The organism is Duganella sp. sic0402 (genome assembly GCF_019219065.1).
Classification (GTDB): Bacteria; Pseudomonadota; Gammaproteobacteria; order Burkholderiales; family Burkholderiaceae_D; genus Rugamonas.
Genome location: NZ_JAHUWK010000001.1, coordinates 407,207 through 430,936, shown reverse-complemented (window position 1 = coordinate 430,936; position 23,730 = coordinate 407,207). Strand labels below are relative to the sequence as shown.

The window sequence follows — 23,730 nt, the reverse complement described above, 5'->3', positions numbered from 1 at the left end:
CATAGCGGCATGGGGCAATTCAGGCAGATTTCTACATTTGTTGAGGTGGTCGCCAGAGGCAGCCTGTCGGCGGCCGCGCGCGCCGAAGGCATCGCGCCGGCGATGATAGGACGCCGGCTGGATGCGCTGGAAGCGCGGCTGGGCGTCAAGCTGCTGCAACGCACCACGCGCAAGCTGGCGCTGACCGATGAAGGCGCCGCCTTCCTGGAAGACTGCCAGCGCATCCTGGCCGAGCTGGAGGAAGCGGAGTCGGCGGTGGCCGAACGCAGCTTGCACGCCAGCGGGCATTTGATGATCTCGGCACCGGCCGGCTTTGGCCGACAGCACGTCGCCCCGCTGCTGCCCTCCTTCCTTACCGAGCACCGTGACGTCACGGCCACGCTGAATATGAGCGACCGCGTGGTCGACATCGTCGGCGAAGGCATCGATGTAGCGATCCGCATCGCCAGCCTGCCGGATTCCAGCCTGGTCAGCATCAAGCTGGCCGATAATCAGCGCGTGGTGGTAGGCGCGCCGGCCTATCTGAAGCGCCATGGCGAGCCGAAGACGCTGGCCGACCTGGCCAGGCACAACTGCCTGGCGATCAGCAGCGAAGGCAGCCAGCGTGGCTGGACCTTCCGCGAGGATGGCAAGAACGTGGTGTTGAAGATCAACGGCAATATGGCCAGCAACGACGGCCAGGTGCTGCATGAATGGGCGCTGGCCGGCAAAGGGCTGGCGTGGCGTTCAATGTGGGAAGTGGGTAGCGCGATCGAGGCGGGTAAATTGCAAACCGTGCTGGACGGGTACTCGGCGCCGGGCAATGATATTTATGCGGTGTTCGCGCAGCGCCGCCATCTGCCTTTGCGGATACGGGCTTTCGTCGATTTCCTGCGGCGCAGCTATGCACTGCCGGATTACTGGCGCAAGACAAAGTGAACAGGCAAAAAAAAATCCTCGAGGAACGAGGATTTCTTGATCGTTAGATCCAGCGAATTAGATTGGCTGAATGTTCGAAGCTTGCTTGCCTTTAGGGCCAGCGGTTACTTCGAAAGAAACACGTTGGTTCTCTTGCAGCGACTTGAAGCCTGCCGACTGAATCGCCGAGAAGTGAGCGAACAGATCTTCGCCGCCTTCGTCAGGGGTGATAAAGCCGAAACCCTTCGAGTCATTGAACCATTTTACGATACCAGTTGCCATTACAATTCCTATTTCAGTTAATTTGGGCTTGCGCCCGTGATATCGTTTTTGAGGCAAGAAAGACAATCTGTACTACTCTTGAATCTAAACGATGCCCGTATTATACCCATTTACGAGAGAAAAGCACGTTTTCGTGAAAATAAATGCAAAGCATCTTTTTTTGACCAGAAAGCGCTCGCGCAGGGCAGTGAATGTCACTATAGACAACTTGATCTTAAAGAGTTTGCGCTAGATCAAGCGCACGTTTCATTCAAACGTCTCGGCCTTGGCGTCACGCGCCGCCCATGCCAGCAGTTTTTCGACCTCCTGCGGCACCGGAGCCCAACCATTGCCGGTCGCCAGCACTGCGCGCACCATCTGCTCGACGCGGCGCGATTCCTGGCCAAATACTGCAAATCCAAAGGTGCCGGCGGAACCCGCCACACCATGCAGCGCCTCGTGCAGCTGATGCAGCGCATCCTGCGATGGCTGCTCGCCAGCTGCCAGGCAGGCGTCCAGCGCGGTGCGGATCTTGGCCAGGGTGGCAGGCACCGTAGCGGCAAACTTGTCGTTCAGGGCCGCCAGACGGGCGCGGAAATCGGGATCAACAGGAGTCGCCATGATTTACTTGGTGCCGAAAATGCGGTCGCCAGCATCGCCCAGTCCAGGCACGATGTACGCGTGATCGTTGAGGTGCCAATCCAGCGAGGCGCAGTAGATCTTCACGCCTGGATGGGCTTTCTGGAACACTTCGATGCCTTCCGGCGCCGCCACCAGCGCCAGGAAGATGATCTGGTCGTCGGTCACGCCGCGCTTTTTCAGCACGTCCACCGCATGCACGGCCGAATTGCCGGTCGCCACCATCGGGTCGCACAGGATGAAGGTACGCTCGGCGGTGTCCGGCAGACGCACCAGATATTCAACAGGCTGATGCGTCTCTGGATCACGGAACACGCCGATGTGGCCGACACGCGCCGACGGCACCAGATCCAGCAGGCCGTCGCTCATGCCGATGCCGGCGCGCAGTATCGGCACGATGGCCAGCTTGCGGCCGGCAATCACCGGTGCGTCGATGGTCATCAGCGGGGTTTCAACGGTGCGGGTGGTCAGCGGCAGATCGCGGGTGATCTCGTAGCCCATCAGCAGCGTGATTTCCTTCAGCAGGTCGCGGAAGGTACGGGTCGACGTATCCTTGGCGCGCATGTGGCTCAGCTTGTGCTGAATCAGTGGATGATCGGTGATGAACAGCTTAGGAAAACGCGGATCTTGTTTCATTAGGTGTGCTCGTGTTCAGGTAGTTATATGCCTCATTATACTAGGCATGCGCCCTATTCCACCAATGCCCGGCCCAGGATCGCCGCGCAATCCACGCCCGACGGCAGCCGTCCGTAAGCGCCGCCCGGTTCGCGCTTGAGGCGCGACGCCACGAACGCCGATGACACGTACGGCGGCGCGTGCCGCAGCAGCAATGCGGCTTGCACCGCCAGCACCACTCGTTCGGCGCGCACGCGGGCGCCGAACTCGTCCGGCTGTTGCTGTTGCGCCAGATCAGCCAGCAAGGTGCTGCGATAGGCGACGAAGCAGGTGTCGCCATTGCCGGCCAGGGCCAGCTCGGCCGCCAGCACCTCCAACGCCGCCGGCGACCTGGCGAGTGCGCGCAGCAGGTCCAGGCACATCACATTGCCCGAACCCTCCCAGATCGAGTTGACCGGCAGCTCGCGGTACAGCCTCGCCAGCGGGCCGTCCTCGACATAGCCGTTACCGCCGACGACCTCCATCGCTTCCGCACCAAAGCCGGGGCCGCGCTTGCAGATCCAGTACTTGCCAGCCGGCGTCAGCAGCCGCGCCAGCATGGCCTGGGCCGGATCGGCCGCTTCGTCAAAGCAGCGCGCCAGCCGCATCGCGAACACGGTCGCAGCCTCCGATTCCAGCGCCATATCGGCCAGCACATTCTGCATCAGCGGCTGCTCGGCCAGCGGACGGCCAAACGCCAGCCGGCGACGTGCGTGATGCAGCGCATGCGTCAGCGCGGCACGCATCGCACCGGCGCTGCCGAGAATGCAATCCAGGCGCGTGTGGCTACCCATTTCCAGGATGGTCGGAATGCCGCGCCCCTGCTTGCCGATCAACCAGCCGTACGCGCCGGCGAACTCCACTTCAGACGAGGCATTCGAGCGGTTGCCCAGCTTGTCCTTGAGCCGCTGCACGCGGATCGCATTGCGCTTGCCGTTCGGCAGGTAGCGCGGCAGAAAGAAGCAAGACAGGCCTTCGGCACCGGTCTGCGCCAGGATCAGATGTGCGTCGCTTTGCGGCGCCGAGAAAAACCATTTATGGCCGACGATGCGGAATACATCCTCACCATCCTCGCCGAACAAGGCGAGCGCCTCTGCTGACGGCACGGGCTCGGCATGGGTGGTATTGGCGCGCACGTCCGAACCGCCCTGCTTTTCGGTCATGCCCATGCCGATCAGCGCACCATGCTTCTGCTCGATGGGCAGCGAGCGCGGGTCGTATTGATGGGATAAAATCTTCGGCAGCCATTTGCGCGCGATGCGTGGCGCCTGCCGCAAGGCCGGCACCGCCGCATACGTCATGGTCACCGGACATTGCGAACCATTCTCCACCTGGCCAAACAGCAGATAACGGGCCGTCCGCGCCACCTGCGCGCCGGCGCCGCCCTGCCATGGCGAGGCGTGGGCGCCGTTCCCGACCAGCAGCGCCATCAGGCTGTGCCAGGCGGGATGGAATTCCACCTCGTCGATGCGCTTGCCCTGGCGATCGAAACTGTGCAACTGTGGCGGGTAGAGATTGGCCAGCCGCGCCCAATCCAGCGTCTCCGACCTGCCCAGCTCCGCACCCAGCGCGTGCAGCGACGCGGCCGCATCGGCGCCGCCTTCGCGCAGCAGCGCTTCCTGCAACGCCGGATCGGCGGCAAACAGGTTGAAGTTCTCCAGCGGAGCAACGGTATTGCTCACCTCGTGCGTATCGAAATGCTGCATTTTTGCCTCCCTCCCAACCACCTCGCTACGGATTATGAAAGCGCTTTTAGACCAATCTCAACATAATTATGTAAAAGTCACTGCAATGTTGCCATTTTCCATGCAATTTGACTGTCATCAGTGATACATTTCGTTCTGGTTTTGCAAGATTCGAGCCATCAGATTGTTACATGCTTAAATAGACACCAATAGAAAGAAATAGTCTTCGCGATGCCAACTAGTGTTACACCCCAGCCGCGTCAGGAATTGGATAACCTCATGGAAGAGGCTGGTGATGTTGTTTTCCGTTTGAATCAGCAAGGCCAGCTGCTGTTTGCCAGCCAACGTGCAATTGCCCGCATCGGCAGTGCGACGCCGCTGGTAGGCACCGCGTTCAGCAAGCTGCTTGCCGATCTGGATCAGGCCCAGCTGGCGCCAGCGCTGGCGGCGGTGCTGGAAACGCGCACGCCACGCCTGCTGGAAATCCGCATCAAGACGCCCGATATCGAAATCTGGCACGAACTGCGCATCTCCTCTTATCACAACGCCGACGCTGCGCCGGAACTGCTGGTGGTCGGCCGCGACATGACCTTGCAGCACGCCACCGAAGAGCGGCTGCGCCACATGGCCACTCACGACGCGCTGACCGAACTGCCGAACCGGCTGCTGCTGTCGGACCGGATGCGCATGGTGATCGCCAACGCGCGCCGCTCTGGCCAGGGTTTCGCCGTCGCCACCATCGGCATCGACGGCTTCAAGAAAGTCAACGACGGCCTCGGCCATCCGGTTGGCGACGCCATGCTGCGCATGGCCGCGCAGCGCCTGCGCAAGACGCTGCGCGACAGCGATACGCTGGCCCGCGTCGGTGGCGATGAATTCGTCACCATCCTGCCCGGCACCGCGACCGAAGCGCAGATCAAGCTGGTCACCGGGCGCCTGATCGCCACGCTGCAGGCGCCGTTTGAAATTGACGGCCATACCATTTACATGGGCGCCTCGGTGGGCGTCGCGGTCTATCCGCAACACGCGGAAGACGAAATCCGCCTGCTGGCACTGGCAGACGCCGCCATGTCGCGCGCCAAGGAAACCGGCAAGGCGCGCGCCGTGGTCTACAGCCCCGAGCACACCAGCCCGCCGCAGCATGATATTTCACTGGAAGCCGCCATGTTCCAGGCGGTGCGCGAAGGTGAATTCCTGCTGTACTACCAGCCTATCGTGGATGCCCACACACGCGAAATCCAGGGCTTTGAGACGCTGATGCGCTGGAAGCATCCTACCCTGGGCATGGTGCCGCCGGCGCGCTTTATCCCGATCGCCGAAACCAATGGCCTGATCAACCTGCTGGGCGCCTGGGCGCTGAAAGCGGCTTGCGTCCAGCTCAAGCAATTCGAAGAAGTTGCTAAGCGGAACCTGTATATCTCTGTTAATATCAGTCCACGACAGTTCCGAAATGACAAATTTTTAGATGTGCTGGACGATGCAATTGCTTTCTCCGGCCTACTTGGTGAGCAATTGGTTTTAGAAATCACAGAAGGCACGCTGATGATCGATCCGGTGCATGCCGAGTCCATCCTCTCAAAAATGACCGAGCGCAATGCGCGCATCGCCATCGACGACTTCGGCACTGGCTATTCCTCCCTAGCCTACCTGAAACGCTTCCCGATTTCCGTACTGAAGATCGACCGTACGTTTATCCGCGACCTGCCTGGTTCGCAAAAAGACGGCGCCATCTGCAACGCCGTGCTCGACCTGGCCAAGCACCTTGACCTGTCGGTGGTGGCGGAAGGCGTGGAAACAGAAGAGCAGCTGCAATACCTGGAACAGCGCGGCTGCCAGTACATCCAGGGCTACCTGACCGGCAAGCCGATGGCGGCGAATGTGGCGCTGGCTGCGCTCAAGGAGAGCATCCACGCCAATGTGGTGCCGGCGGAACTGCGCCAGGGGCATCCATGATCAACAGCTACAAGGCCGCCACGCCGCTCGGCAACCAGACGCTGACCGAGCTGGGCGATTGCACCCGCCGGCGCGGCGACATGCCGGGCTTTGCCAAAGCCATTACCGCCATTCTTGGCGCCATGCGCGGCGAGGACGAGCAGGAATTCAATATGACCCGCACCGTGCTGTCCGATCCGGTGCTGACGCAAAAAGTGCTACGGCTGGCCAACAGCGGCATGTATTCGGCCTTCGGCCAGCATGTGAACACCGTGTCGAAAGCGGTGCTGGTGCTGGGCACCGAGGCCATTGGCCATCTGGCGCTGGGCCTGAAGCTGATCGAGGAACTGGCCGCCACCTCGGCCGACACCACCATCGCCCACATTGAAATGGAAAAAGCCGTGCTGGCTGGCATTGTGGCGCAACAAATCGCCTACACCGCCGAAAGCCGCCACGGCGAAGAGGCCGTGGTCTGCTCGATGCTGCATACGCTGGGCCGGATGATGCTGACCTTTTACATGCCGGAGCGCTGGCATGAATTGCAGCGCCTTGCCGATCAAAGCCAGCGCACGCCGGAAGATGCGGCGCCCGAGTTGCTGGGCCTGAGCCTGGAAGAAATCGGCCATGCGGCGGCACTGCACTGGGGACTGCCGAAGGCGCTGCTGAACGGCATGCGCAAACTGGACCCGGCCGACGTCGGTGCGGAAGTCTCGCCAGCCGACTGGATCGCCGCGCTGTCCACCATGGCTGCCAGCTGCGCGGAATCGCTGTGGCATGACGACGCGGCCGGCGCGGAAAAAGTCCGCCAGCTGAGCGAAAGCTATGCGGCCATGCTCGGCGTGGAGTCGTCCAACCTGCTGCATGCAATTGAACAGGCCAAGGTCATCGCCGCCAACGACCTGAGCATCGCCCCGCTCTCGCGCCCGGCAGAGCGCCGCGCCAAGGCGCTGGCCAAGACGCGTCAGCGCGCTGCCGGCAACAAGATCCTGCTCAGCGGTCTGTCCGACATGCGCGATATGCTCGACAGCGCGAGTCCTGGCCAGATGGTGCAGATCGCGTTGGAGACGGTGTACAAAGGCCTGGACTTCTCGCGCGCAGTGGCGTTTGTGCGTAACCGCAAGGACAACCAGTACGCCGCCAAGATCAGCTTCGGCGAAGGCACCGGCGAGCTGCTGTCTTCGATGATATTTGACGACGCCTACGAGCCGAATGTCTTCCACGCTGCGCTCAACAGCGACCGCGTGATCTTCATCGAAAACGCGCGTGACGCCAAGTTTGCCGCCAAACTGCCGCTGTGGTGGCGCAGCTCGCTTGCAGATGCACGCAGCTTTGTGATCCTGCCACTCTGCGCCAACGGCCAGCCAGCGGGCTTCCTGTATGGCGACTGGGATGAATCCTTCCCGCCGATTTCGCTGAGCCAGACCGAATTCTCGCTGCTGAACGATATGCGCGCGGTGGTCATGCGCGCGGTCGAGCGCCGCCACGGCGTCACGCCGGAAGCAATGACGCGTTAGGGCGCATTGCGCTTACGCAAACACCTGCTTCAAGGACTGGGCTTCCAGCAGCTTATCGCTCCATTCTCCCAGTTGCTCCATGCTTGCTTTCGCTAGTCTGGAGCGTAAAGTCACCGGCAACGGCCCAAACCGCCGAACAAGCTGCCGCTCTAACAACAGCACGGCCCCTTGCCTGAGGCCTTGCTGCTGCCCCTGCTGCAATCCCTTCTTCAAGCCTTTCTGCATGCCTTTTTCGATAAACGATTGCTCCACCGGATCGATCCATTCCATTTTCAGCTCCTTTTCAAGCCTGCGAATAGCCCGCCAATAACGCCTTTGATGCAGCTCGGGTAAAACCATCATCCAGTTAACCACCTTGAACAGCACAATTATGCGCTGCTTGCGCCAGCCGTGTTGGTACAGTAGTTTGGTCAGATGCCACTTGGCGGCATACAGCCGATCCGCGTCGTGACCAGCCTGCAGTGTACGCAGATGGGCCAGCGTAATCCAAGCAAAGGGATTGTGCGACGCCAGCAGCTCATCAGTGTGCATTGTGAAGCGCCGTCGCGCAAGCAGACTTCAACCAGCTTATCGACTACCAGTCCACCCGGAGCACCTCCAAAAGTGATACCCGCCAGGTCCTTGTCACGGAAACGCGGCCACTTTGACCAATCTACCTGCGCACCAATCTCAGCAAAGAAGAACGTCATGAAGTCGCGAAAAGCATGTGTCAACGCGCTTTTCCAGGGGGAATCATAATGCGCGGGTGGCGTGGAGTTCTGCATCAATGCAGTTTATGGCTCCCCCATGTGGACGCGTATTGATGCGGATTAATGCTCGTCACTGTGCTGCCAGCGGAATGACAGCGTCGCCGCCAACGCCGACAGTGCGGTGAGCAGCGCGGCCACGTAATAGACTGACTCGGCGCCTGCCCGCTCCCACAGCTGTGCCAGGAACAGCCCGCCCAGCGAGCCGCCGATGCCGTAGGAGATGCTCATGTAGAGCGCCTGCCCGCGCGCCTGCAAGGGGCCGGAGAACCAGCGCTGCAAGGACATCACCGACGACGAATGGTGCAGCGCGAACGTGGCCGCATGCATCAGCTGCGCCACGATCAACAGCCACAGCATGTGCGAGCCAAAGCCGATCATCAGGAAGCGCACCACCGCAATCGACAGCGCCAGGTACATCATGCGCATCGCACCCCAGCGCTTGAACAGCGGCGCCTGGTGATAGAACAGCAGCACCTCGGCCAGCACGCCCAGCGACCACATCGCGCCGATCACGGTCTTGCTGTAGCCGTTGCGCTCAAGGTACAAGGAATAGAAGGTGTACAGCGAGGTGTGCGCCGCCACCATCAGCGCGGTCGAGGCAAAGAAGGCTAGCACTTCGCGCCGGCGCAGCAGCGACAGCAACGGTGGAGGCGGCGTTTTATGCGTGCGGCGCGGCACGTCATGCAGGCGGAACGCGGCCAGGATGGTCGCCACCAGCAGTCCCGCCGCCACCCACGGCAGCGTGAGGATGCCGTAGTATTCCAGCGCCAGGGACGCCAGCGTCACCGAGATGATGAAGCCAATCGAGCCCCACATGCGGATGCGGCCGTAGTAAGTCAGGTCGCCCTTCATCTCGGACAGCATCAGCGCTTCGCAGATCGGCGCCTGGCCGCTGGTGAACAGGTTGAGTATTACCATGGCCAGCATGAAGTGGCCAAAGGTGCTGCCGAAGAAAAAACCGGAAAACCCCACCAGCGCGGCAAAGCCGGCCAGCCGCAGCACCAGCACGCGCCGGTCGTAATGATCAGCGACGTAGCCCCACACATTCGGGCCGACGATGCGCAGCACCTGGATCATCGACATCAGCACGCCGATTTGCGCGACGGTCATGCCCTTGTCGGCAAAATACAGCGTCGCGTAGGTCGACCAGGTGCCCGCGTGGGCGTAGTAGCAGAAGAGGAATAAGGCGAAGCTGAGTGCTTGTGCCGGCACCGCTTAACCGTGAACCGGCGGCGCGATGTTCGGCGTCGCCACATGCACGTCGCCACACTGTGCGCGGTGCATCAGCGCGTGATCGATCAGCACCAGCGCCAGCATCGCCTCGGCGATCGGCGTGGCGCGGATGCCTACGCACGGATCGTGGCGGCCAAAGGTCTCCACCATCACCGGATTGCCTGCCTTGTCGATGGACGGACGCGGCGTACGGATCGACGAAGTCGGCTTGATCGCGATGGATACCGTGATGTCCTGGCCGGTCGACAGACCACCCAGCACGCCACCGGCGTTATTGCCGACGAAGCCCTGCGGCGTCAGTGGGTCGCCGTGCTCGGTGCCCTTCTGCGCCACCGACTTGAAGCCGGCGCCGATCTCCACACCTTTAACCGCGTTAATGCCCATCATGGCGTACGCGATATCCGCGTCCAGCTTGTCGTAAATCGGCTGGCCCAGGCCAACCGGAATATTCTGCGCGATCACGTCGATGCGCGCGCCGATGGAATCGCCCGCCTTGCGCAGCTCATCCATATACGCTTCCATGCGCTCAATGACGGCGGCGTCGCCGGTCGCGGCAAAGAAGGGATTGTCCGGCACATGCTGCCAGTCCTGGAACGGCACTTCGATCTCGCCCAGCTGGCTCATGCAGCCCTTGAACACCGTGCCGTACTGCTGGTGCAGCCATTTCTTGGCGATGGCTGCCGCACCGACCACCGGCGCCGTCAGGCGCGCCGACGAGCGGCCGCCGCCGCGCGGATCGCGGACGCCATACTTGTGCCAATAGGTGTAGTCTGCATGGCCAGGACGGAAGCTTTCCACGATATTGCCATAGTCTTTGCTGCGCTGGTCTTCATTGCGTATCAGCAAGGCAATCGGCGTGCCGGTGGTGACACCTTCGTACACGCCCGACAGTATTTCCACCGTATCCGACTCCTGGCGCTGCGTGACATGGCGCGAGGTGCCCGGCTTGCGGCGATCCAGTTCCGGCTGAATGTCGGCTTCCGACAACGGCAATCCCGGTGGGCAGCCATCGATCACACAACCAATCGCGGGACCGTGCGACTCACCAAAAGTAGTTACTGAGAACAATTTGCCAAAAGTATTGCCGGACATAGGAAAAGAATCTTCGGAAAAAAGGGGAAAGTCCCTCATTCTACCAGCCGACGCGGTGTGGCGGGATGGCTGCACAGCATTTTCCCGAATGCAAGTTTCACTTGGCGAAATATCATTCTTTTGATACAAGTACAATGCAACTAGCACAACAGTGTGCACCGTGCCGCTGAATGCCCTGGAAAGCTGCATTCTTTTTGACAATTCGCTTATACTTGAACGCAAGAACACCGAGTAATCTGGAGAAGCTACACATGCCCCCACCGGTCACGCCCCTTGAGCAGTCCAAGGATGATCAAGACGATTTGGTATTCTTAGAAGAGCATCCGGCTGCGCCTGCCATGACTGGCGCCCGCAATGTGTGGCGGGTCATGATTATCGACGACGACGAAGACGTCCACTCGACCACCACCTTCGCGCTTGGCAACCTTGACATGCAGCAGCGGCCGCTGGAATTTGTCCACGCCTACTCTGCCGGACAGGCGCGCGAGCTGCTCAAGCATGAAACCGAAATCGCCGTCATCCTGCTGGATGTGGTGATGGAGCAGGACGACGCCGGCCTGCACCTGGTACGCTACATCCGCGAAACGCTGCAACTGCACGATGTGCGCATCATCCTGCGTACCGGCCAGCCCGGCTATGCGCCGGAAATCGACGCCATCCGCGATTTCGACATCAATGATTACAAGACCAAGTCGGAGCTGACCCGCATCAAGCTGTTCACCACGGTGACGGCGGCGATACGCTCCTACGAACAGATCCGCAAAATCAACGACAACCGCCGCGGCCTGAACCAGATTGTTGCCGCCAGCACCGAGCTGATGGCGCTGCACGGCGTGCAAAACTTTGCCGCCGGCGTGCTGGCGCAAATCGGCGACCTGCTCGGCTGCGAGGCCAACGGCGTGCTGTGCGTACAGGAATGCCCGGACGAGGGCTGCCACGAGCTGATGGTGATAGCCACCACGGGCACCTTCCGCCACCTCGACAACATCACGCTGACCGTGCGCGAGGACCAGCGCATACACGACGCGCTGGAGGCATCGCTGGCGCAGCGCTGCAATTTGTATGGTGCGGATTACATCACGCTCTACTTTGCCGGCAAGGCCAGCCGCGATTTCGTCGCCTTCCTGGAAGTGCGCCGCGCGCCGACCGAGATCGACGAGCGGCTGCTGGAAGTCTTCTGCAGCAATGTGGCGGTCGGCCTGGATAATGTGGAACTGATGTCCCATCTGCATAACGCGGCCTTCTACGACCAGCTGTCCAAGCTGCCCAACCGCACCCGCCTGGTGGAAATTCTCGACGCCACGGTGGCCGGGCCGGCGCGCGACGAGGCCACGCTGTCGCTGGTCGACCTGGACCACTTCGCCGAAACCAACGACGCGCTGGGCCACCAGTTTGGCGACCTGCTGCTGATCGGCGTCGCCAACCGCCTGCAAACCGAGCTTGGCGCGCATGTGACCGTGGCGCGCATCGGCGGCGACATCTTCTGCGTGCTGGGCAATTCCGAGCAAGTCAATCCGGGCAACATCCTGGGCCTGTTCCAGCGCGCCTTCAGCATCGACGGGCAAGACGTGCAGCTCTCAGCCACGCTGGGCCTGGTGCGCCTGGGCGAGCACGAAGGCAGCGGCGCCGACGCGCTGAAAGACGCCGACATTGCCCTGAAACGCGCCAAGTCCCAGCAACGCGCCGGCCATTTCTACTTCTCGCGCTCGATGGGCGTCGAGATCCGCGAACGGGTGCGCATGATGCACGCGCTGCGCACGGCGTTCGGTCAGAACCAGCTGTTTGTGGTGTATCAGCCGCAGATCGACCTGGTGACGCGCAATCCGGTTGGCGCCGAAGCGCTGCTGCGCTGGCAGACGCCGGACGGCAAGTTCATCTCGCCTGACCGTTTCATTCCGATTGCCGAGTACTCCGGCCTGATCATCGACCTTGGCGAATGGGTGATGCGCACCGCCTGCCGCGAGCTGGTCGACTTGCGCAAATCCGGCCACCACGATTTCATGATGTCGATTAACGTATCGCAGGTGCAGTTCCGCCATCCGCACTTCCTCGATATGCTGAAACGCGCGCTGGAGGATACCGGCGCGCCGCCGCAGAATATCGAACTGGAAATCACCGAATCGATGGCCATGGAAGAGCCGGACATGCTGATCAAGATGCTGGCACAGATCAAGCAGACCGGCGTCAGCATCGCCATCGATGACTTTGGCACCGGCTTCTCGTCGCTGTCCTACCTGCAGCGCTTGCAGATCGACCGGCTGAAGATCGACCGCGCCTTCGTTACCGAAATCACCGGTTCGGCGCGCGGCAGCAGCATTGCGGAAATGGTGATCCAGCTGGGCCGCAACCTCGGCCTGTCTGTTATTGCGGAAGGTGTGGAAGACGAACGCCAGGCGCAAATCCTGCAAGCGCTGGGCTGCCCGCTGGCGCAAGGCTTCCTGTTCGCCCGTCCGATGACGGCCGCCGCGCTCGATGGCTGGCTGAATAACGACGCGCTGGAAAGCGCCACCTGAAACACACGCGGCCGCACCGCGCTGATCAGCGCAGTGCGGCCGCGTGGCCTGTTGCGTACTGGCGCCGCTTAGTCGGTGGCCTGCTCGGCTTCGGCCGGCCAGTCGCGGATGTAAGCCTTCAGCATGCGGTTCTCGAAGCTCTGCGCTTCCAGCACCGCGCGCGCCACGTCGTAGAAGGAGATCACGCCGAGGATGGTTTTGGCGTTCATCACCGGCAGGTAGCGCGCGTGCTTTTCCAGCATGATGCGGCGCACCTCGTTGACGTCGGTGTCCGGCGTCACGGTAATCGGATGGTCTTCCATGTGCTTGCGCACCGTGCCACCACCCACCGTGCCCTGATTTTCGTGCAGTGCGCGCAGCACCTCGCGGAAAGTCAGCATGCCCACCAGGTCGCCAAATTCCATGACGACCAGCGAGCCGATGTCTTTCTCGGCCATGGTATTGGCCGCGTCCGACAGGGGTTGATCGGGAGAGATGGTGTAAAGGATGGAACCTTTCACCTGGAGAATTTCCGAGACTTTCATATTGGGCCGTCCTGTTCGCTTATACGCTCTGTGAATGGGAGTTCTAGTTGTTCTAAGCCTTGTAGCGAATGTAGCCCATGACCGGCAAAAAAGCCAGTGCTTCCGATAGGCAAAACATAACATTGTTGTCGTGCGGTTGCCACGCTGCATTTCAGGTTAGGATGCGCAGCATAAACATAATTCCAATGGGACATCATGAGCGGCCTTAATTCTCCCGGTTTTCATACCCTGTCGCTGCACGCCGGCGCGGATTTCGGCCAGCATGACGCCGTCGCCATGCTGGAGGAACGCATCGCGGCGCTGGAGGGTGGGGTCGCCGCCATCGCGGCCGCCAGCGGCGACATGGCGCTGCACCTGGCCATCAGCACCATTGCCGGCGCCGGTACACATATCGTCGCCTCGCGCGCGCTGCATCCGCGCTCCTGCCACCTGCTGGCGCATACCTGGAAACGCTACGGCGTCCAGGCCACCTTTGTCGACCCGTGCGATCTGGACGCCTGGCGTTCCGCCATCCAGCCCGAAACCCGGCTGCTGTTTGCCGACACTCTCGGCGGCGGGCTGGAAGTGCTGGACATTCCCGCCCTTGCCGCCATCGCCCATGCGCAGCATCTGCCGCTGATGGTGGACGCCACGCTGACCACGCCCTGGCTGCTCAAGCCCATCGACCACGGCGCCGACCTGGTGCTGCACGCGGCCGCGATGGGCGGCCTGCTGGTGGACGCCGGCTCGTTCGACTGGCAAGCCGCCTACGACCACAGCGGCCGCTACGCCGAGCTGTGCGAACCATACGACGCCATCCCCGGCGTGGTGTTTGCCGAAGAATCGGACGTCACTGCCTTTGCCTTGCGCGCGCGGCACGAAAACCTGGCGCCGATCAGTCCTCACCACGCCGCCATCATCCTGCAAGGTCTGGAGACGCTGCCGCTGCGCATGGAGCGCCATATCGCCAATACCCGCAAGGTGATTGCACTGCTGGCCGCACACCCGGCGGTATCGGCCCTGCATTATCCGGAGCTGCCTTCGCATCCGGACCATGCGGTGGCGCAGCGCCTGCTGCCGAAAGGCTGCGGTTCGGCGCTGTCCTTCCAGCTCAAGGGTGCGCAGCGCTTCGCCGACGCACTGCAGCTGTTTTCGGCCGCCGGCGAGGTCGGCGGCTCCCGGTCGCAGATCATCCCGCCGGCATCGGAGCACGGCAAGCTGTCGCTGTCGATAGGGCTGGAGGACGCGGACGACCTGCTGAACGACCTGTCGCGCGCCCTGAAACTGTCGCAGAAAGGAGCCTGACATGCTGCTGACTGTACAAGGCATCCCAAGCTACTGCTACACCGGCGGCCTGCCCTTCGATCCGGCCCGGCCGACGCTGATCTTTATCCACGGCGCACAGAATGATCACTCCGTATGGACGCAGCAGGCGCGCAGCTTCGCGCATCTCGGCTATGGCGTGCTGGCGGTTGACCTGCCCGGCCATATGCGCAGCCAGGGCGCGCCCAAAGCCAGTGTGCCGGAGATGGCCGGCTGGCTATTGACCTTGATGGATGCGGTGGATGTGCGTGAAGCGGCACTGATAGGGCACAGCATGGGTTCGCTGATCGCGCTGGAGGCGGCATTTCAGGCGCCACAGCGGGTCACGCAGCTGGCCATGGCGGGCAGCGCTTACCCGATGAAAGTCGCGGACACGCTGCTGGCTTCAGCGCGCGACAACGAGCTGGCGGCCATCGACATGGTGGCCGGCTGGTCGCATTCGCCGCTGGCCAGCCACACCACCCGCAACGCCGCGCGACGCCTGATGCAGCGCATGCCGGGCTGCCTGCACACCGATCTCGCCGCCTGCAACAGCTACGCCAACGGCGAGCTGGCGGCAGCCTCGGTACGCTGCCCCACCCTGCTCCTGCTGGGCGCCAGCGACATGATGACGCCGCCAAAATCAAGCAAGTTACTCGCCACCGCCATCCCGCACGCACAAACGGCGACACTGGACAGCGGCCACGCGCTGATGAGCGAACAGCCGCAAGGCGTGCTGAACGCCCTGCTCGACTTTATCGGCAGTCGATAGGACCGAAGTGATCGGCCAGGCTCTTGCCCAGGCCAACTTCCACGGCGGTTTCCACTTCCCGCGCCAGCAATGCCGCTTCACGCGCGGCGCGCTGGTCGCGCTCATCCTCGCCGTCCGCCACCACGCCGGCGTTAACCGGCATGCCAGCGAAGACGAACAGGCGGTAGACCTCCGCCAGCGTCAGTTTTTCCACATTCGCCAGGATCACCCAATGGTCAGAACCATCGCTGACACGCTTGCCCCACTGGACCCGCTTCGGCGCTGCAACAGCCACCCGGCCGACCCAGCCTTCGGCCAGCATGCGCTCCAGCAGATTGTCCATCTCATCGAAGCCGAGACGCGTGCGCTCGCGGATATGGCCGGCGCTGACCAATGCCGTATCGCCGCACTTGCACGCCACATGCAGCACTTTCAGGATCGCCATCGCATCGACAAACTCCCCGCCCGGCTGCGCCTCGTGCCACCAGCGCTCATACTTCACCACCGGCAGCGCGGCCGCCAGCAAGGCGCCGATCAGCGTAATCATCCAGGATACATACACCCACAGCAGGAACAGCGGCACCGCCGCCAATGCGCCGTAAATTTTGGAATACGTCGGAAACTGTGTAATGAAGATGGCGAAGCCACGCTTGGCCAGCTCGAACGCCAGGCCGGCCACCAGCCCGCCCCAGGCTGCGTCATGCCAGTCCACGTCGCGGTTCGGCACCACCACATACAGCAGCGTGAAGGTGGCCATGGTCAGCGCCAGCGACAGCACGGTGTAGATCAGCGCGCCCAGCACCGGCACATGGCCCACCAGGTCGCTGGTCGCCATGAACACCTGCGACGACATCGTCAGCGACACGCCGATCAGCAAGGGTCCCAGCGTAATCAGCGCCCAGTAGACCAGAATGCGCCGGGTCCAGCTGCGCTGCCCGCGCACGCGCCAGATGCGGTTGAATACGCGCTCGATCAGATTCATCATCGCGATCGAGGTAAAAATCAGCGTCACCGCGCCTACCGCCGACAGCCGCGTCGCCTTGGAGGCGAACATGGTCAGGTAATTCAGGATGTTGTTGGAGATCGTCTTCGGCATCACACTCTGCACGAAGTACGCTTCCAGCGAACTGCGGAACGCGTTAAACATCGGGAAGGTGGTGAAGATCGCCAGCGCGATGGTCAGCAGCGGCACCAGCGCGAACACGGTGGTGAAGGTCAGGCTGCCGGCGACCTGCGGCAGGCTCTCTTCGCGCAAGCGGCGGCGCGCGAACAGAATCAGGTCGCGCACCTCGGGCCAGGACAGCGAGCGAACCACCTGGATGCCGCTGCGGCAGGTGCGGAACAGGTACAGCAAGGTCGGGCGGAGATATTTTTCGTACATAAGTATCAATCGTGACAACAGTGGCAATGATACCATCCGCCAAAGCGCCCTATAATACCGCTGATGAACCCTTCTAATCTGACTATTCTCGTACTGTTTTACTCCCGCCACGGCGCGACCCGCAAACTGGCGGAACTGATCGCGCAAGGCATCGAAAGCGTGCCCGGCTGCGACGCACGGCTGCGTACCGTACCCGCCGTCTCCAGCGTGACCGAGGCCACCGAACCGGACGTGCCGGCAGATGGTGCCCCCTACGTGGAGCTGGACGATCTGGCCGAATGCGCCGGCATCGCCGTTGGCTCGCCTACGCGCTTCGGCAATATGGCCTCGGCCATGAAGTATTTCTGGGACGGCACCGCCAGCCAGTGGCTGTCCGGTGCACTGGCTGGCAAGCCGGCTTGCGTATTCACCTCCACCGGCAGCCTGCACGGCGGGCAGGAATCGACGCTGCTGTCGATGATGATCCCGCTGTTCCACCACGGCCTGATGGTAATGGGCCTGCCATATACCAATCCCGAACTGATGACCACTTCCAGCGGCGGCACGCCCTACGGCGCCAGCCACTGGTCGGGCCTGGATGGCAAAAAGGTCATTACCGAAGACGAAAAACGCCTGGCCATCGCTTTAGGCAAGCGGCTGGCCGAAACAGCAGTCAAATTGAAGGGTTAGGCGCCATGGAAACCACAATGCAAAAGTATTTTCACTGGGGCGCGATCGGCAGCCTGGTGACGCTGATTGTCTGGTGTGTGTTGTGGGAGATGGTGCTGGCGCCGCTGAAGCCGGGCGGCTCGTGGCTGGTGCTGAAGGCGGCGCCGCTGCTGCTGCCGCTGTACGGCGTCTACAAGCGCGATATCTACACGCTGCAATGGACCTCGATGATGATCCTGCTGTATTTTGCCGAAGGCGTGGTGCGCGGCTGGAGCGACACCGGCGACCTGTCGGCCTGGCTGGGCTGGGGCGAGGCGGCCGTGGTATGCGTCTATTTTGTGTGCGCGGTGCTGTACCTGCGTCCCTACAAGCGCGCCGCCAGGAAGATGGCCAAGGAGCTGCTGGACAAGGTAAAGATCAACACGGTCAAATGAGGGATTTATGATGGACTTCCTCGCGCAATGCCGCGCCATCGTCGGCGACGGCCATGTGCTGGCCACGCCGGCCGACATGGCGTCCTTCCTGACCGACCAGCGCAAGCGTTTTACCGGCAAGGCGCTGGCGGTGCTGCGTCCCGCATCGGTGGATCAGGTGGCGGCGCTGGTCCGCGCCTGCGCCGAACATCGCGTGGCGCTGGTGCCGCAAGGCGGCAATACCGGCCTGGTGCTGGGCAGCGTACCGGATACTAGCGGCGCGCAGGTGGTACTGTCATTGTCGCGGCTGAACAGCATCCGCCAGGTAGACCCGGTCAACCGCACCATGACGGTGGATGCGGGCTGCATCCTGCAACGCATTCAGGAGGCTGCCGCCGCTGAGGGCTGCCTGTTCCCGCTGTCGCTGGCCGCCGAAGGCAGTTGCACCATTGGCGGCAACCTGGCCACCAATGCGGGTGGCACGGCGGTTCTGCGCTATGGGAACACCCGCGAGCTGTGTCTCGGACTGGAAGTGGTGACGCCGCAAGGCGAAATCTGGAACGGCCTGCGCGGCCTGCGCAAGGACAATACCGGCTATGATTTGCGCGACCTGTTCATCGGCGCGGAGGGCACGCTGGGTGTCATCACCGGCGCGGTGCTCAAATTGTACCCGCAGCCGAAAGCCAGCATTACCGCGCTGGCGGCGTTGCCTTCGCCGGCGCACGCGCTGCGCCTGCTGGTGCTGATGCAGGATTATTGCGGCGCCAGCCTGAGCGGCTTCGAGCTGATGTCGCGCTACTGCCTGGATCTGGTGGCCGGGCAATTCCCGCAGTTGCCGAAGCCTTTCGCTGCCGCACATCCGCAATACGTGCTGCTGGAATTGTCGAGCAGCGAATCGGAACAGCATGCGGTCGGCCTGCTGGAACAGGCCATCGGCGCGGCGCTGGAGCGCAATGTCATCAGCGATGCAGTGGTAGCGTCGTCGGTGGCGCAATCGACGGGCCTGTGGCAGTTGCGCGAACATATCCCGCTGGCGCAGGCCAGGGCGGGCAAAAACATCAAGCATGATATTTCGCTGCCGGTATCGCGCATCGCCGACTTCATTGCCGCCACCGGGCCGCATCTGGACGCCGCCTTCCCCGGCTGCCAGCTGGTGTGCTTCGGCCATCTGGGCGACGGCAACCTGCATTACAACGTCGCACCGCCGGCCGGCATCTCGGACGAAGCTTTCCTGCTGAACCAGGACAAGGTCAACCGCGTGGTGTACGACAGCGTGATGTCCTTCGGCGGCTCGATCTCCGCCGAACATGGCATCGGCGCACTGAAACGCGAGGAACTGGCACACTATAAATCGCCGGTAGAGCTGAATATCATGCGAGCCATCAAAGCCGCGCTGGACCCGCTGGGTATCATGAATCCAGGGAAAATCCTGTGAGCGAGGCTGAAATGAAATTGCTGATTATGGTCCTGCTGTGGGCCGCCACTGCGGCGGCTTACGCGCAAAGCATCTACAAGTGCACGATGAACGGCAAGGTCAGTTACAGCGATACGCCCTGCGCGGCCGGCGCACAAATGGCCACGCTGGACGCGCCTGCACCGCCAAAAGCCGATCCCAGCGCCGCGCGCGACCTGAAACGCCAGCGGAAACAGGCCGACGCGCTGGAAAAGGCGCGCCTCAAGCAGCAGGAACGCGATGACCGCGATTCCACCCGCGCAGCGCAAGCGGCCGCCGTGCAGCGCAAAAAGTGCGACAAGCTGAAACTCAACAAACGCTGGGCCGATGAAGACGCCCGCCGCGCCACCGGCCAGGCCACCGAAGCCGCGCGCCTGCGCGCCCACCGCGCCGGTGAAGCGATGGCGCTGGAGTGTCCCCGCTGATGTCCGACCACCCACCCTCGCCCTCAATGCGGCAGCTGTCACGCTGGCTGCTGCTGGGCGAATGGCGCGCGCATCCGGTCAGGGCGCTGGTGGCGATTGCGGCGATTGCGGTCGGCATCTCGCTGGGCTTCGCCATCCATCTGATCAACGCTGCTGCCTTCAACGAATTCTCCGCCGCCATCAAAGGTCTTTCCGGCGTGGCCGACATCCAGGTGCGCGGCACCGAGCCCTTCTTCGACGAGCAAATTTATCCGGCGCTGGCCCAGCGCGAAGGCGTCGCCGTCGCCTCTCCGGTGCTGGAATTCGACGCCTCCGTTCCTGGCGAACGTACCGCGCTGAAAATCATCGCCACCGATGCGTTCCGCGCCGGCTATATCTCCCCCGACCTGGTCGGCATCCCGGCCGATGACAATATCGGCGACACCTTATCCGACGACGCCGTTTTCCTATCGCCCGCCGCCCAGCAATGGCTGCAACCCGCTAGCGGGAGCATCACGCTACAAGTAGGCACCAGCCGCTTGTCGCTGCGCGTTGCTGGTCCTGTACCTGGCGCCCGCGCTGGCCAGCGCATCGCCATCATGGACATCGGCGCGGCGCAATGGCGGTTCGGGAAACTCGGACAGCTCTCGCGCATCGACCTCAAACTGCGTGATGGCGTCAACCGCGAAGTATTCAAAGATCAACTGGAAAAAGACCTGCAAAGCCAGTATCCAGGCCGCTTCCGCATCAACCAGCCCAACGACCAGGAACAAAACAGCAGCAATGAAGGCATGAGCCGCGCCTATCGCGTCAACCTGACCGTACTGGCGCTGGTGGCGCTGTTTACTGGCGCCTTCCTGGTGTTCTCCACCCAGGCCCTGTCGGTGATACGCCGCCGCAGCCAGTTCGCGCTGCTGCGCGTGCTGGGCCTGGACCGCCATCGGCTGCTACGCCAGATCCTGATCGAAGGCCTGTGCCTGGGCATCGCCGGATCGGCGCTCGGCATCGCGGCGGGCTATGGCATTGCCGCCGCCGCACTGCACTTCATGGGCGCAGACCTCGGCGCGGGCTTTTTCTCCGGCGTACGTCCGCAAGTGCATTTCACGCCAGTGGCGGCGGCCATCTATTTCGCGCTGGGCGTGGCGGTCGCATTGCTGGGCTGCGCCGCGCCAGCGCTGGACGCGGCCCGCGCGAAACCTGCAGTCGCGCTGAAATCCGGTACTGAGGAAGCCGCAATGTCGCGACTGGCGCGCGCCTGGCCATCGCTAGCGTGCATGGCGCTGGCCGCGCTGCTGTCGCAAGCGCCGCCGGTATTTGAGCTGCCGCTGTTCGGCTACCTGTCGATCGCGCTGCTGCTGATCGGCGCCATCGGCCTGATGCCGCGCCTGGCCGCCATCGTGTTCCGCTTCGCGCACCAGCGCTGGAGCGCCGCCACCGCTCACCGGCCGGGTGCCTCGGCGGTGGTGACGTTGACCTTGTCGCGGCTTGCCAATGCCTCCAGCCAGGCCGGCATCGCGCTTGGCGGTGTGCTGTCGAGCTTCAGCCTGATGGTCGCCATGGCCATCATGGTCGCCAGTTTCCGTGTATCGCTGGATGACTGGCTGCTGCATGTGCTGCCGGCCGATATCTATGTCAGCACGGCGAGCGGCGGCGTCACGGCGGGCTTGCGGCCGGATGAACAAGCTGCGGTCGCGGCGCTGCCCGGCGTCGCCAGCGCCGACTTTCTACGCACGCGCAACGTCTCGCTGGCGCCCGGCCGCCCTGCCGTCACTCTCATGGCGCGCAACATCGACGCCGCCGATCCGGGCCGTTCGCTGGCCATCGTCAGTGAAACGCAAGTTCCCGGCCCAGGCGCGCCTCCGCCGGTATGGGCATCCGAAGCCATGGTCGACTTGTACGGCATGAAGCCAGGCGCGCGCATCGAACTGCCGCTGAACGGCAAGCTGCACGCCTTCACCGTGGCCGGCGTGTGGCGCGATTACGCCCGCCCTACAGGCACCATCCAGATGCGTCTGGGCGACTACCGCGCCATCACCGGCGAGCAGGACGCCAGCGGCGTGGCGCTGACACTCAAGCCGGGCGCCAAGCCCGAAACCACACTGGCGGCACTGAAACACCTGCCCTTCTCCGCCGCGCTGGACGCCAGCGAACCGTCCGAGATCCGCGCCATCAGCATGCGCGTATTCGACCGCAGCTTTGCCATCACCTACCTGCTGGAAGCCATCGCTATCGTCATCGGCATGTTCGGCGTGGCGGCCACCTTCTCGGCGCAGACGCTGGCGCGCGCCAGGGAATTCGGCATGCTGCGCCACGTCGGCGTCACGCGCAAGCAGGTGCTGGCGATCCTGGCCATCGAGGGCGGTTCGCTGACCGGCCTGGGCATCGTCACCGGCTTTGTGCTGGGCTGGGTGATCAGTCTGATACTGGTCTTCGTCGTCAATCCACAGTCCTTCCACTGGACCATGCAGCTGCACATGCCATGGCCGCTGCTGGCCAGCGTGGCCGGACTGCTGCTGGCCGCCGCCGCGCTCACAGCGCTGCTGGCCGGCCGTCAATCATTGTCCGGCGGACCGATACGCGCCGTCAGGGAGGACTGGTAATGTTCATCCGCATCGCTCGTGCGCTGGCTGCCATGCTGGCCCTTGCTGCCACGCTGCTGCCCGCCTATGCGGCCGCACCACAGTTTCCCGTCGTGGTCCCGCTGCCGGCCGGCCAGTCGCTGGCCTTCCCCAAAGACTACGGCGCGCATCCGGACTACAAAACCGAATGGTGGTACGTGACCGGCTGGCTCAACACGCCGGACGGCAAGCCACTGGGATTCCAGGTCACTTTTTTCCGCAGCGCCAGTACGCACGACCGCGCCAATCCCAGCCAATTCGCGCCCAAGCAGCTGATCATCGGCCACGCCGCGCTATCCGATCCGGCCCATGGCAAGCTGCTGCACGACCAGCGCAGCGCGCGCGAAGGCTTCGGCCTGTCCTACGCCAAGACCGGCGACACCAACGTCAAGCTGGAAGACTGGCATATGGTGCGCGGCGCGGATGGCAGCTACACCGTTCACGTCGACGGACCGGAATTCAAGTACGACCTGAAGCTGACGCCAACCCAGCCGGACCTGCTGCAAGGTGAACGCGGCTACTCGCGCAAAGGCCCGCGTCCGGCGCAAAGCAGTTATTACTACAGCCAGCCGCACCTGCAAGTCAGCGGCAGCATCAGCCGTCTTAATCAACAGACAAGCGTCACCGGGACCGCATGGCTGGACCACGAATGGTCCAGCGAAGCGCTGGACGCCGAGGCCACGGGCTGGGATTGGCTCGGCGCCAACCTCAATGACGGCGGGGCCTTGATGGCATTCCAGGTCAGAAGCAAGACAGGTGCTACACTATGGGCGCACGCGACATGGCGCGATGCATCCGGTAAGATCACGCAGTTTGCCCCGGACCAGGTGCGCTTCACGCCGCAAAAGCGCTGGCAGTCGCCGCGCACCAAGGCTGTGTATCCGGTGGCGACGCAACTGACCACTGGCGGGACGGTGTGGGACATCGTGCCGCTGCAGGACGATCAGGAACTGGATTCGCGCCGCTCCACCGGCGCGGTGTACTGGGAAGGCGCGGTGACGCTGAACCGCGACGGCAAGCCGGCCGGACGCGCCTACCTGGAAATGACCGGCTATGTCCGTGCAATAAAACTGTAAGAACAACGTCTA

The 23,730-nt window shown here is 62.8% G+C and carries 21 protein-coding genes; 12 read left to right on the top strand and 9 right to left on the bottom strand.

Annotated elements, in window-relative coordinates:
• The first annotated feature begins 9 nt into the window (after positions 1-9).
• Positions 10-918: a LysR family transcriptional regulator gene (locus KW842_RS01835; protein ID WP_218302379.1), complete on the top strand. Its 909-nt coding sequence runs from the start codon at positions 10-12 to the stop codon at positions 916-918.
• Positions 919-975: 57 nt separating this feature from the next.
• Here the strand turns inward: KW842_RS01835 and KW842_RS01830 are convergent, their stop codons facing one another.
• The 4 genes from KW842_RS01830 to KW842_RS01815 all read right to left on the bottom strand — a co-directional run bounded on the left by KW842_RS01830 (position 976) and on the right by KW842_RS01815 (position 4,157).
• Positions 976-1,179, bottom strand: a complete 204-nt coding sequence (locus KW842_RS01830; RefSeq protein WP_020703630.1) for a cold-shock protein — start codon at positions 1,177-1,179, stop codon at positions 976-978.
• A 246-nt stretch (positions 1,180-1,425) separates the two neighbouring features.
• Positions 1,426-1,779 carry an Hpt domain-containing protein gene (locus tag KW842_RS01825; protein WP_218302378.1) on the bottom strand — a complete coding sequence of 118 codons (354 nt, stop codon included), beginning with the start codon at positions 1,777-1,779 and terminating at the stop codon, positions 1,426-1,428.
• 3 nt (positions 1,780-1,782) lie between these two features.
• A complete protein-coding gene (gene upp / locus KW842_RS01820; protein ID WP_218302377.1) occupies positions 1,783-2,433 on the bottom strand; it encodes a uracil phosphoribosyltransferase in 651 nt (216 codons plus the stop codon).
• Between the two features lie 53 nt (positions 2,434-2,486).
• Entirely contained in the window at positions 2,487-4,157 is a 1,671-nt protein-coding gene (locus tag KW842_RS01815) for an isovaleryl-CoA dehydrogenase (protein WP_218302376.1), read from the bottom strand.
• 258 nt (positions 4,158-4,415) lie between these two features.
• Between KW842_RS01815 and KW842_RS01810 the strand changes: the two genes are divergently transcribed.
• Both KW842_RS01810 and KW842_RS01805 read left to right on the top strand, forming a co-directional pair.
• Complete coding sequence (locus tag KW842_RS01810; protein WP_218302375.1) at positions 4,416-6,089, top strand: bifunctional diguanylate cyclase/phosphodiesterase; 1,674 nt, start codon at positions 4,416-4,418, stop codon at positions 6,087-6,089.
• On the top strand, positions 6,086-7,582 hold the full coding sequence (locus tag KW842_RS01805; protein ID WP_218302374.1) for an HDOD domain-containing protein: 1,497 nt from the start codon (positions 6,086-6,088) through the stop codon (positions 7,580-7,582). Before KW842_RS01810 ends, KW842_RS01805 begins: the two co-directional genes overlap by 4 nt.
• Before the next feature lie 12 nt (positions 7,583-7,594).
• On the opposite strand, the gene KW842_RS01800 is transcribed toward KW842_RS01805, so the two are convergent.
• The 3 genes from KW842_RS01800 to aroC all read right to left on the bottom strand — a co-directional run bounded on the left by KW842_RS01800 (position 7,595) and on the right by aroC (position 10,656).
• Positions 7,595-8,113 carry a DUF4351 domain-containing protein gene (locus tag KW842_RS01800; protein WP_218302373.1) on the bottom strand — a complete coding sequence of 173 codons (519 nt, stop codon included), beginning with the start codon at positions 8,111-8,113 and terminating at the stop codon, positions 7,595-7,597.
• Between the two features lie 278 nt (positions 8,114-8,391).
• Positions 8,392-9,543 carry an MFS transporter gene (locus KW842_RS01795; RefSeq protein ID WP_218302372.1) on the bottom strand — a complete coding sequence of 384 codons (1,152 nt, stop codon included), beginning with the start codon at positions 9,541-9,543 and terminating at the stop codon, positions 8,392-8,394.
• Between the two features lie 3 nt (positions 9,544-9,546).
• Complete coding sequence (gene aroC, locus KW842_RS01790) at positions 9,547-10,656, bottom strand: chorismate synthase (protein ID WP_218302371.1); 1,110 nt, start codon at positions 10,654-10,656, stop codon at positions 9,547-9,549.
• 251 nt (positions 10,657-10,907) lie between these two features.
• Here aroC and KW842_RS01785 point away from each other — a divergent pair, with 251 nt between their 5' ends.
• A complete protein-coding gene (locus tag KW842_RS01785; protein ID WP_218302370.1) occupies positions 10,908-13,169 on the top strand; it encodes a bifunctional diguanylate cyclase/phosphodiesterase in 2,262 nt (753 codons plus the stop codon).
• A gap of 68 nt (positions 13,170-13,237) precedes the next feature.
• Here KW842_RS01785 and KW842_RS01780 read toward each other — a convergent pair whose 3' ends face one another.
• Positions 13,238-13,693, bottom strand: a complete 456-nt coding sequence (locus KW842_RS01780; RefSeq protein ID WP_218302369.1) for a CBS domain-containing protein — start codon at positions 13,691-13,693, stop codon at positions 13,238-13,240.
• A gap of 195 nt (positions 13,694-13,888) precedes the next feature.
• Here KW842_RS01780 and KW842_RS01775 point away from each other — a divergent pair, with 195 nt between their 5' ends.
• Both KW842_RS01775 and KW842_RS01770 read left to right on the top strand, forming a co-directional pair.
• A complete protein-coding gene (locus KW842_RS01775; protein WP_218302368.1) occupies positions 13,889-14,977 on the top strand; it encodes a PLP-dependent transferase in 1,089 nt (362 codons plus the stop codon).
• A 1-nt stretch (position 14,978) separates the two neighbouring features.
• Positions 14,979-15,746 (top strand): alpha/beta fold hydrolase, encoded by a 768-nt coding sequence (locus KW842_RS01770; protein ID WP_218302367.1) that lies wholly within the window; start codon positions 14,979-14,981, stop codon positions 15,744-15,746.
• Here the strand turns inward: KW842_RS01770 and KW842_RS01765 are convergent.
• Positions 15,730-17,106, bottom strand: a complete 1,377-nt coding sequence (locus KW842_RS01765; RefSeq protein WP_218302366.1) for a YihY family inner membrane protein — start codon at positions 17,104-17,106, stop codon at positions 15,730-15,732. The two genes, KW842_RS01770 and KW842_RS01765, sit on opposite strands and share 17 nt — an antisense overlap.
• A gap of 63 nt (positions 17,107-17,169) precedes the next feature.
• On the opposite strand from KW842_RS01765, the gene wrbA reads away from it, so the two are divergent.
• From wrbA to KW842_RS01735, 6 genes are read left to right on the top strand one after another with little or no spacing between them, the layout of a single operon-like run.
• Positions 17,170-17,775 (top strand): NAD(P)H:quinone oxidoreductase, encoded by a 606-nt coding sequence (wrbA, locus tag KW842_RS01760; protein ID WP_218302365.1) that lies wholly within the window; start codon positions 17,170-17,172, stop codon positions 17,773-17,775.
• A 5-nt stretch (positions 17,776-17,780) separates the two neighbouring features.
• Positions 17,781-18,188: a DUF2069 domain-containing protein gene (locus KW842_RS01755; protein ID WP_218302364.1), complete on the top strand. Its 408-nt coding sequence runs from the start codon at positions 17,781-17,783 to the stop codon at positions 18,186-18,188.
• A 7-nt stretch (positions 18,189-18,195) separates the two neighbouring features.
• Positions 18,196-19,602, top strand: a complete 1,407-nt coding sequence (locus KW842_RS01750; RefSeq protein ID WP_218302363.1) for an FAD-binding oxidoreductase — start codon at positions 18,196-18,198, stop codon at positions 19,600-19,602.
• An 11-nt stretch (positions 19,603-19,613) separates the two neighbouring features.
• Positions 19,614-20,045 (top strand): DUF4124 domain-containing protein, encoded by a 432-nt coding sequence (locus KW842_RS01745; protein ID WP_218302362.1) that lies wholly within the window; start codon positions 19,614-19,616, stop codon positions 20,043-20,045.
• The gene (locus tag KW842_RS01740; protein ID WP_229223434.1) at positions 20,045-22,624 is read left to right on the top strand and encodes an FtsX-like permease family protein; all 2,580 of its coding nucleotides are present in this window, start codon (positions 20,045-20,047) and stop codon (positions 22,622-22,624) included. The genes KW842_RS01745 and KW842_RS01740 overlap by 1 nt, the downstream gene beginning before the upstream one ends.
• Positions 22,624-23,718 (top strand): carotenoid 1,2-hydratase, encoded by a 1,095-nt coding sequence (locus KW842_RS01735; protein ID WP_218302361.1) that lies wholly within the window; start codon positions 22,624-22,626, stop codon positions 23,716-23,718. The genes KW842_RS01740 and KW842_RS01735 overlap by 1 nt, the downstream gene beginning before the upstream one ends.
• Positions 23,719-23,730 lie beyond the last annotated feature (12 nt).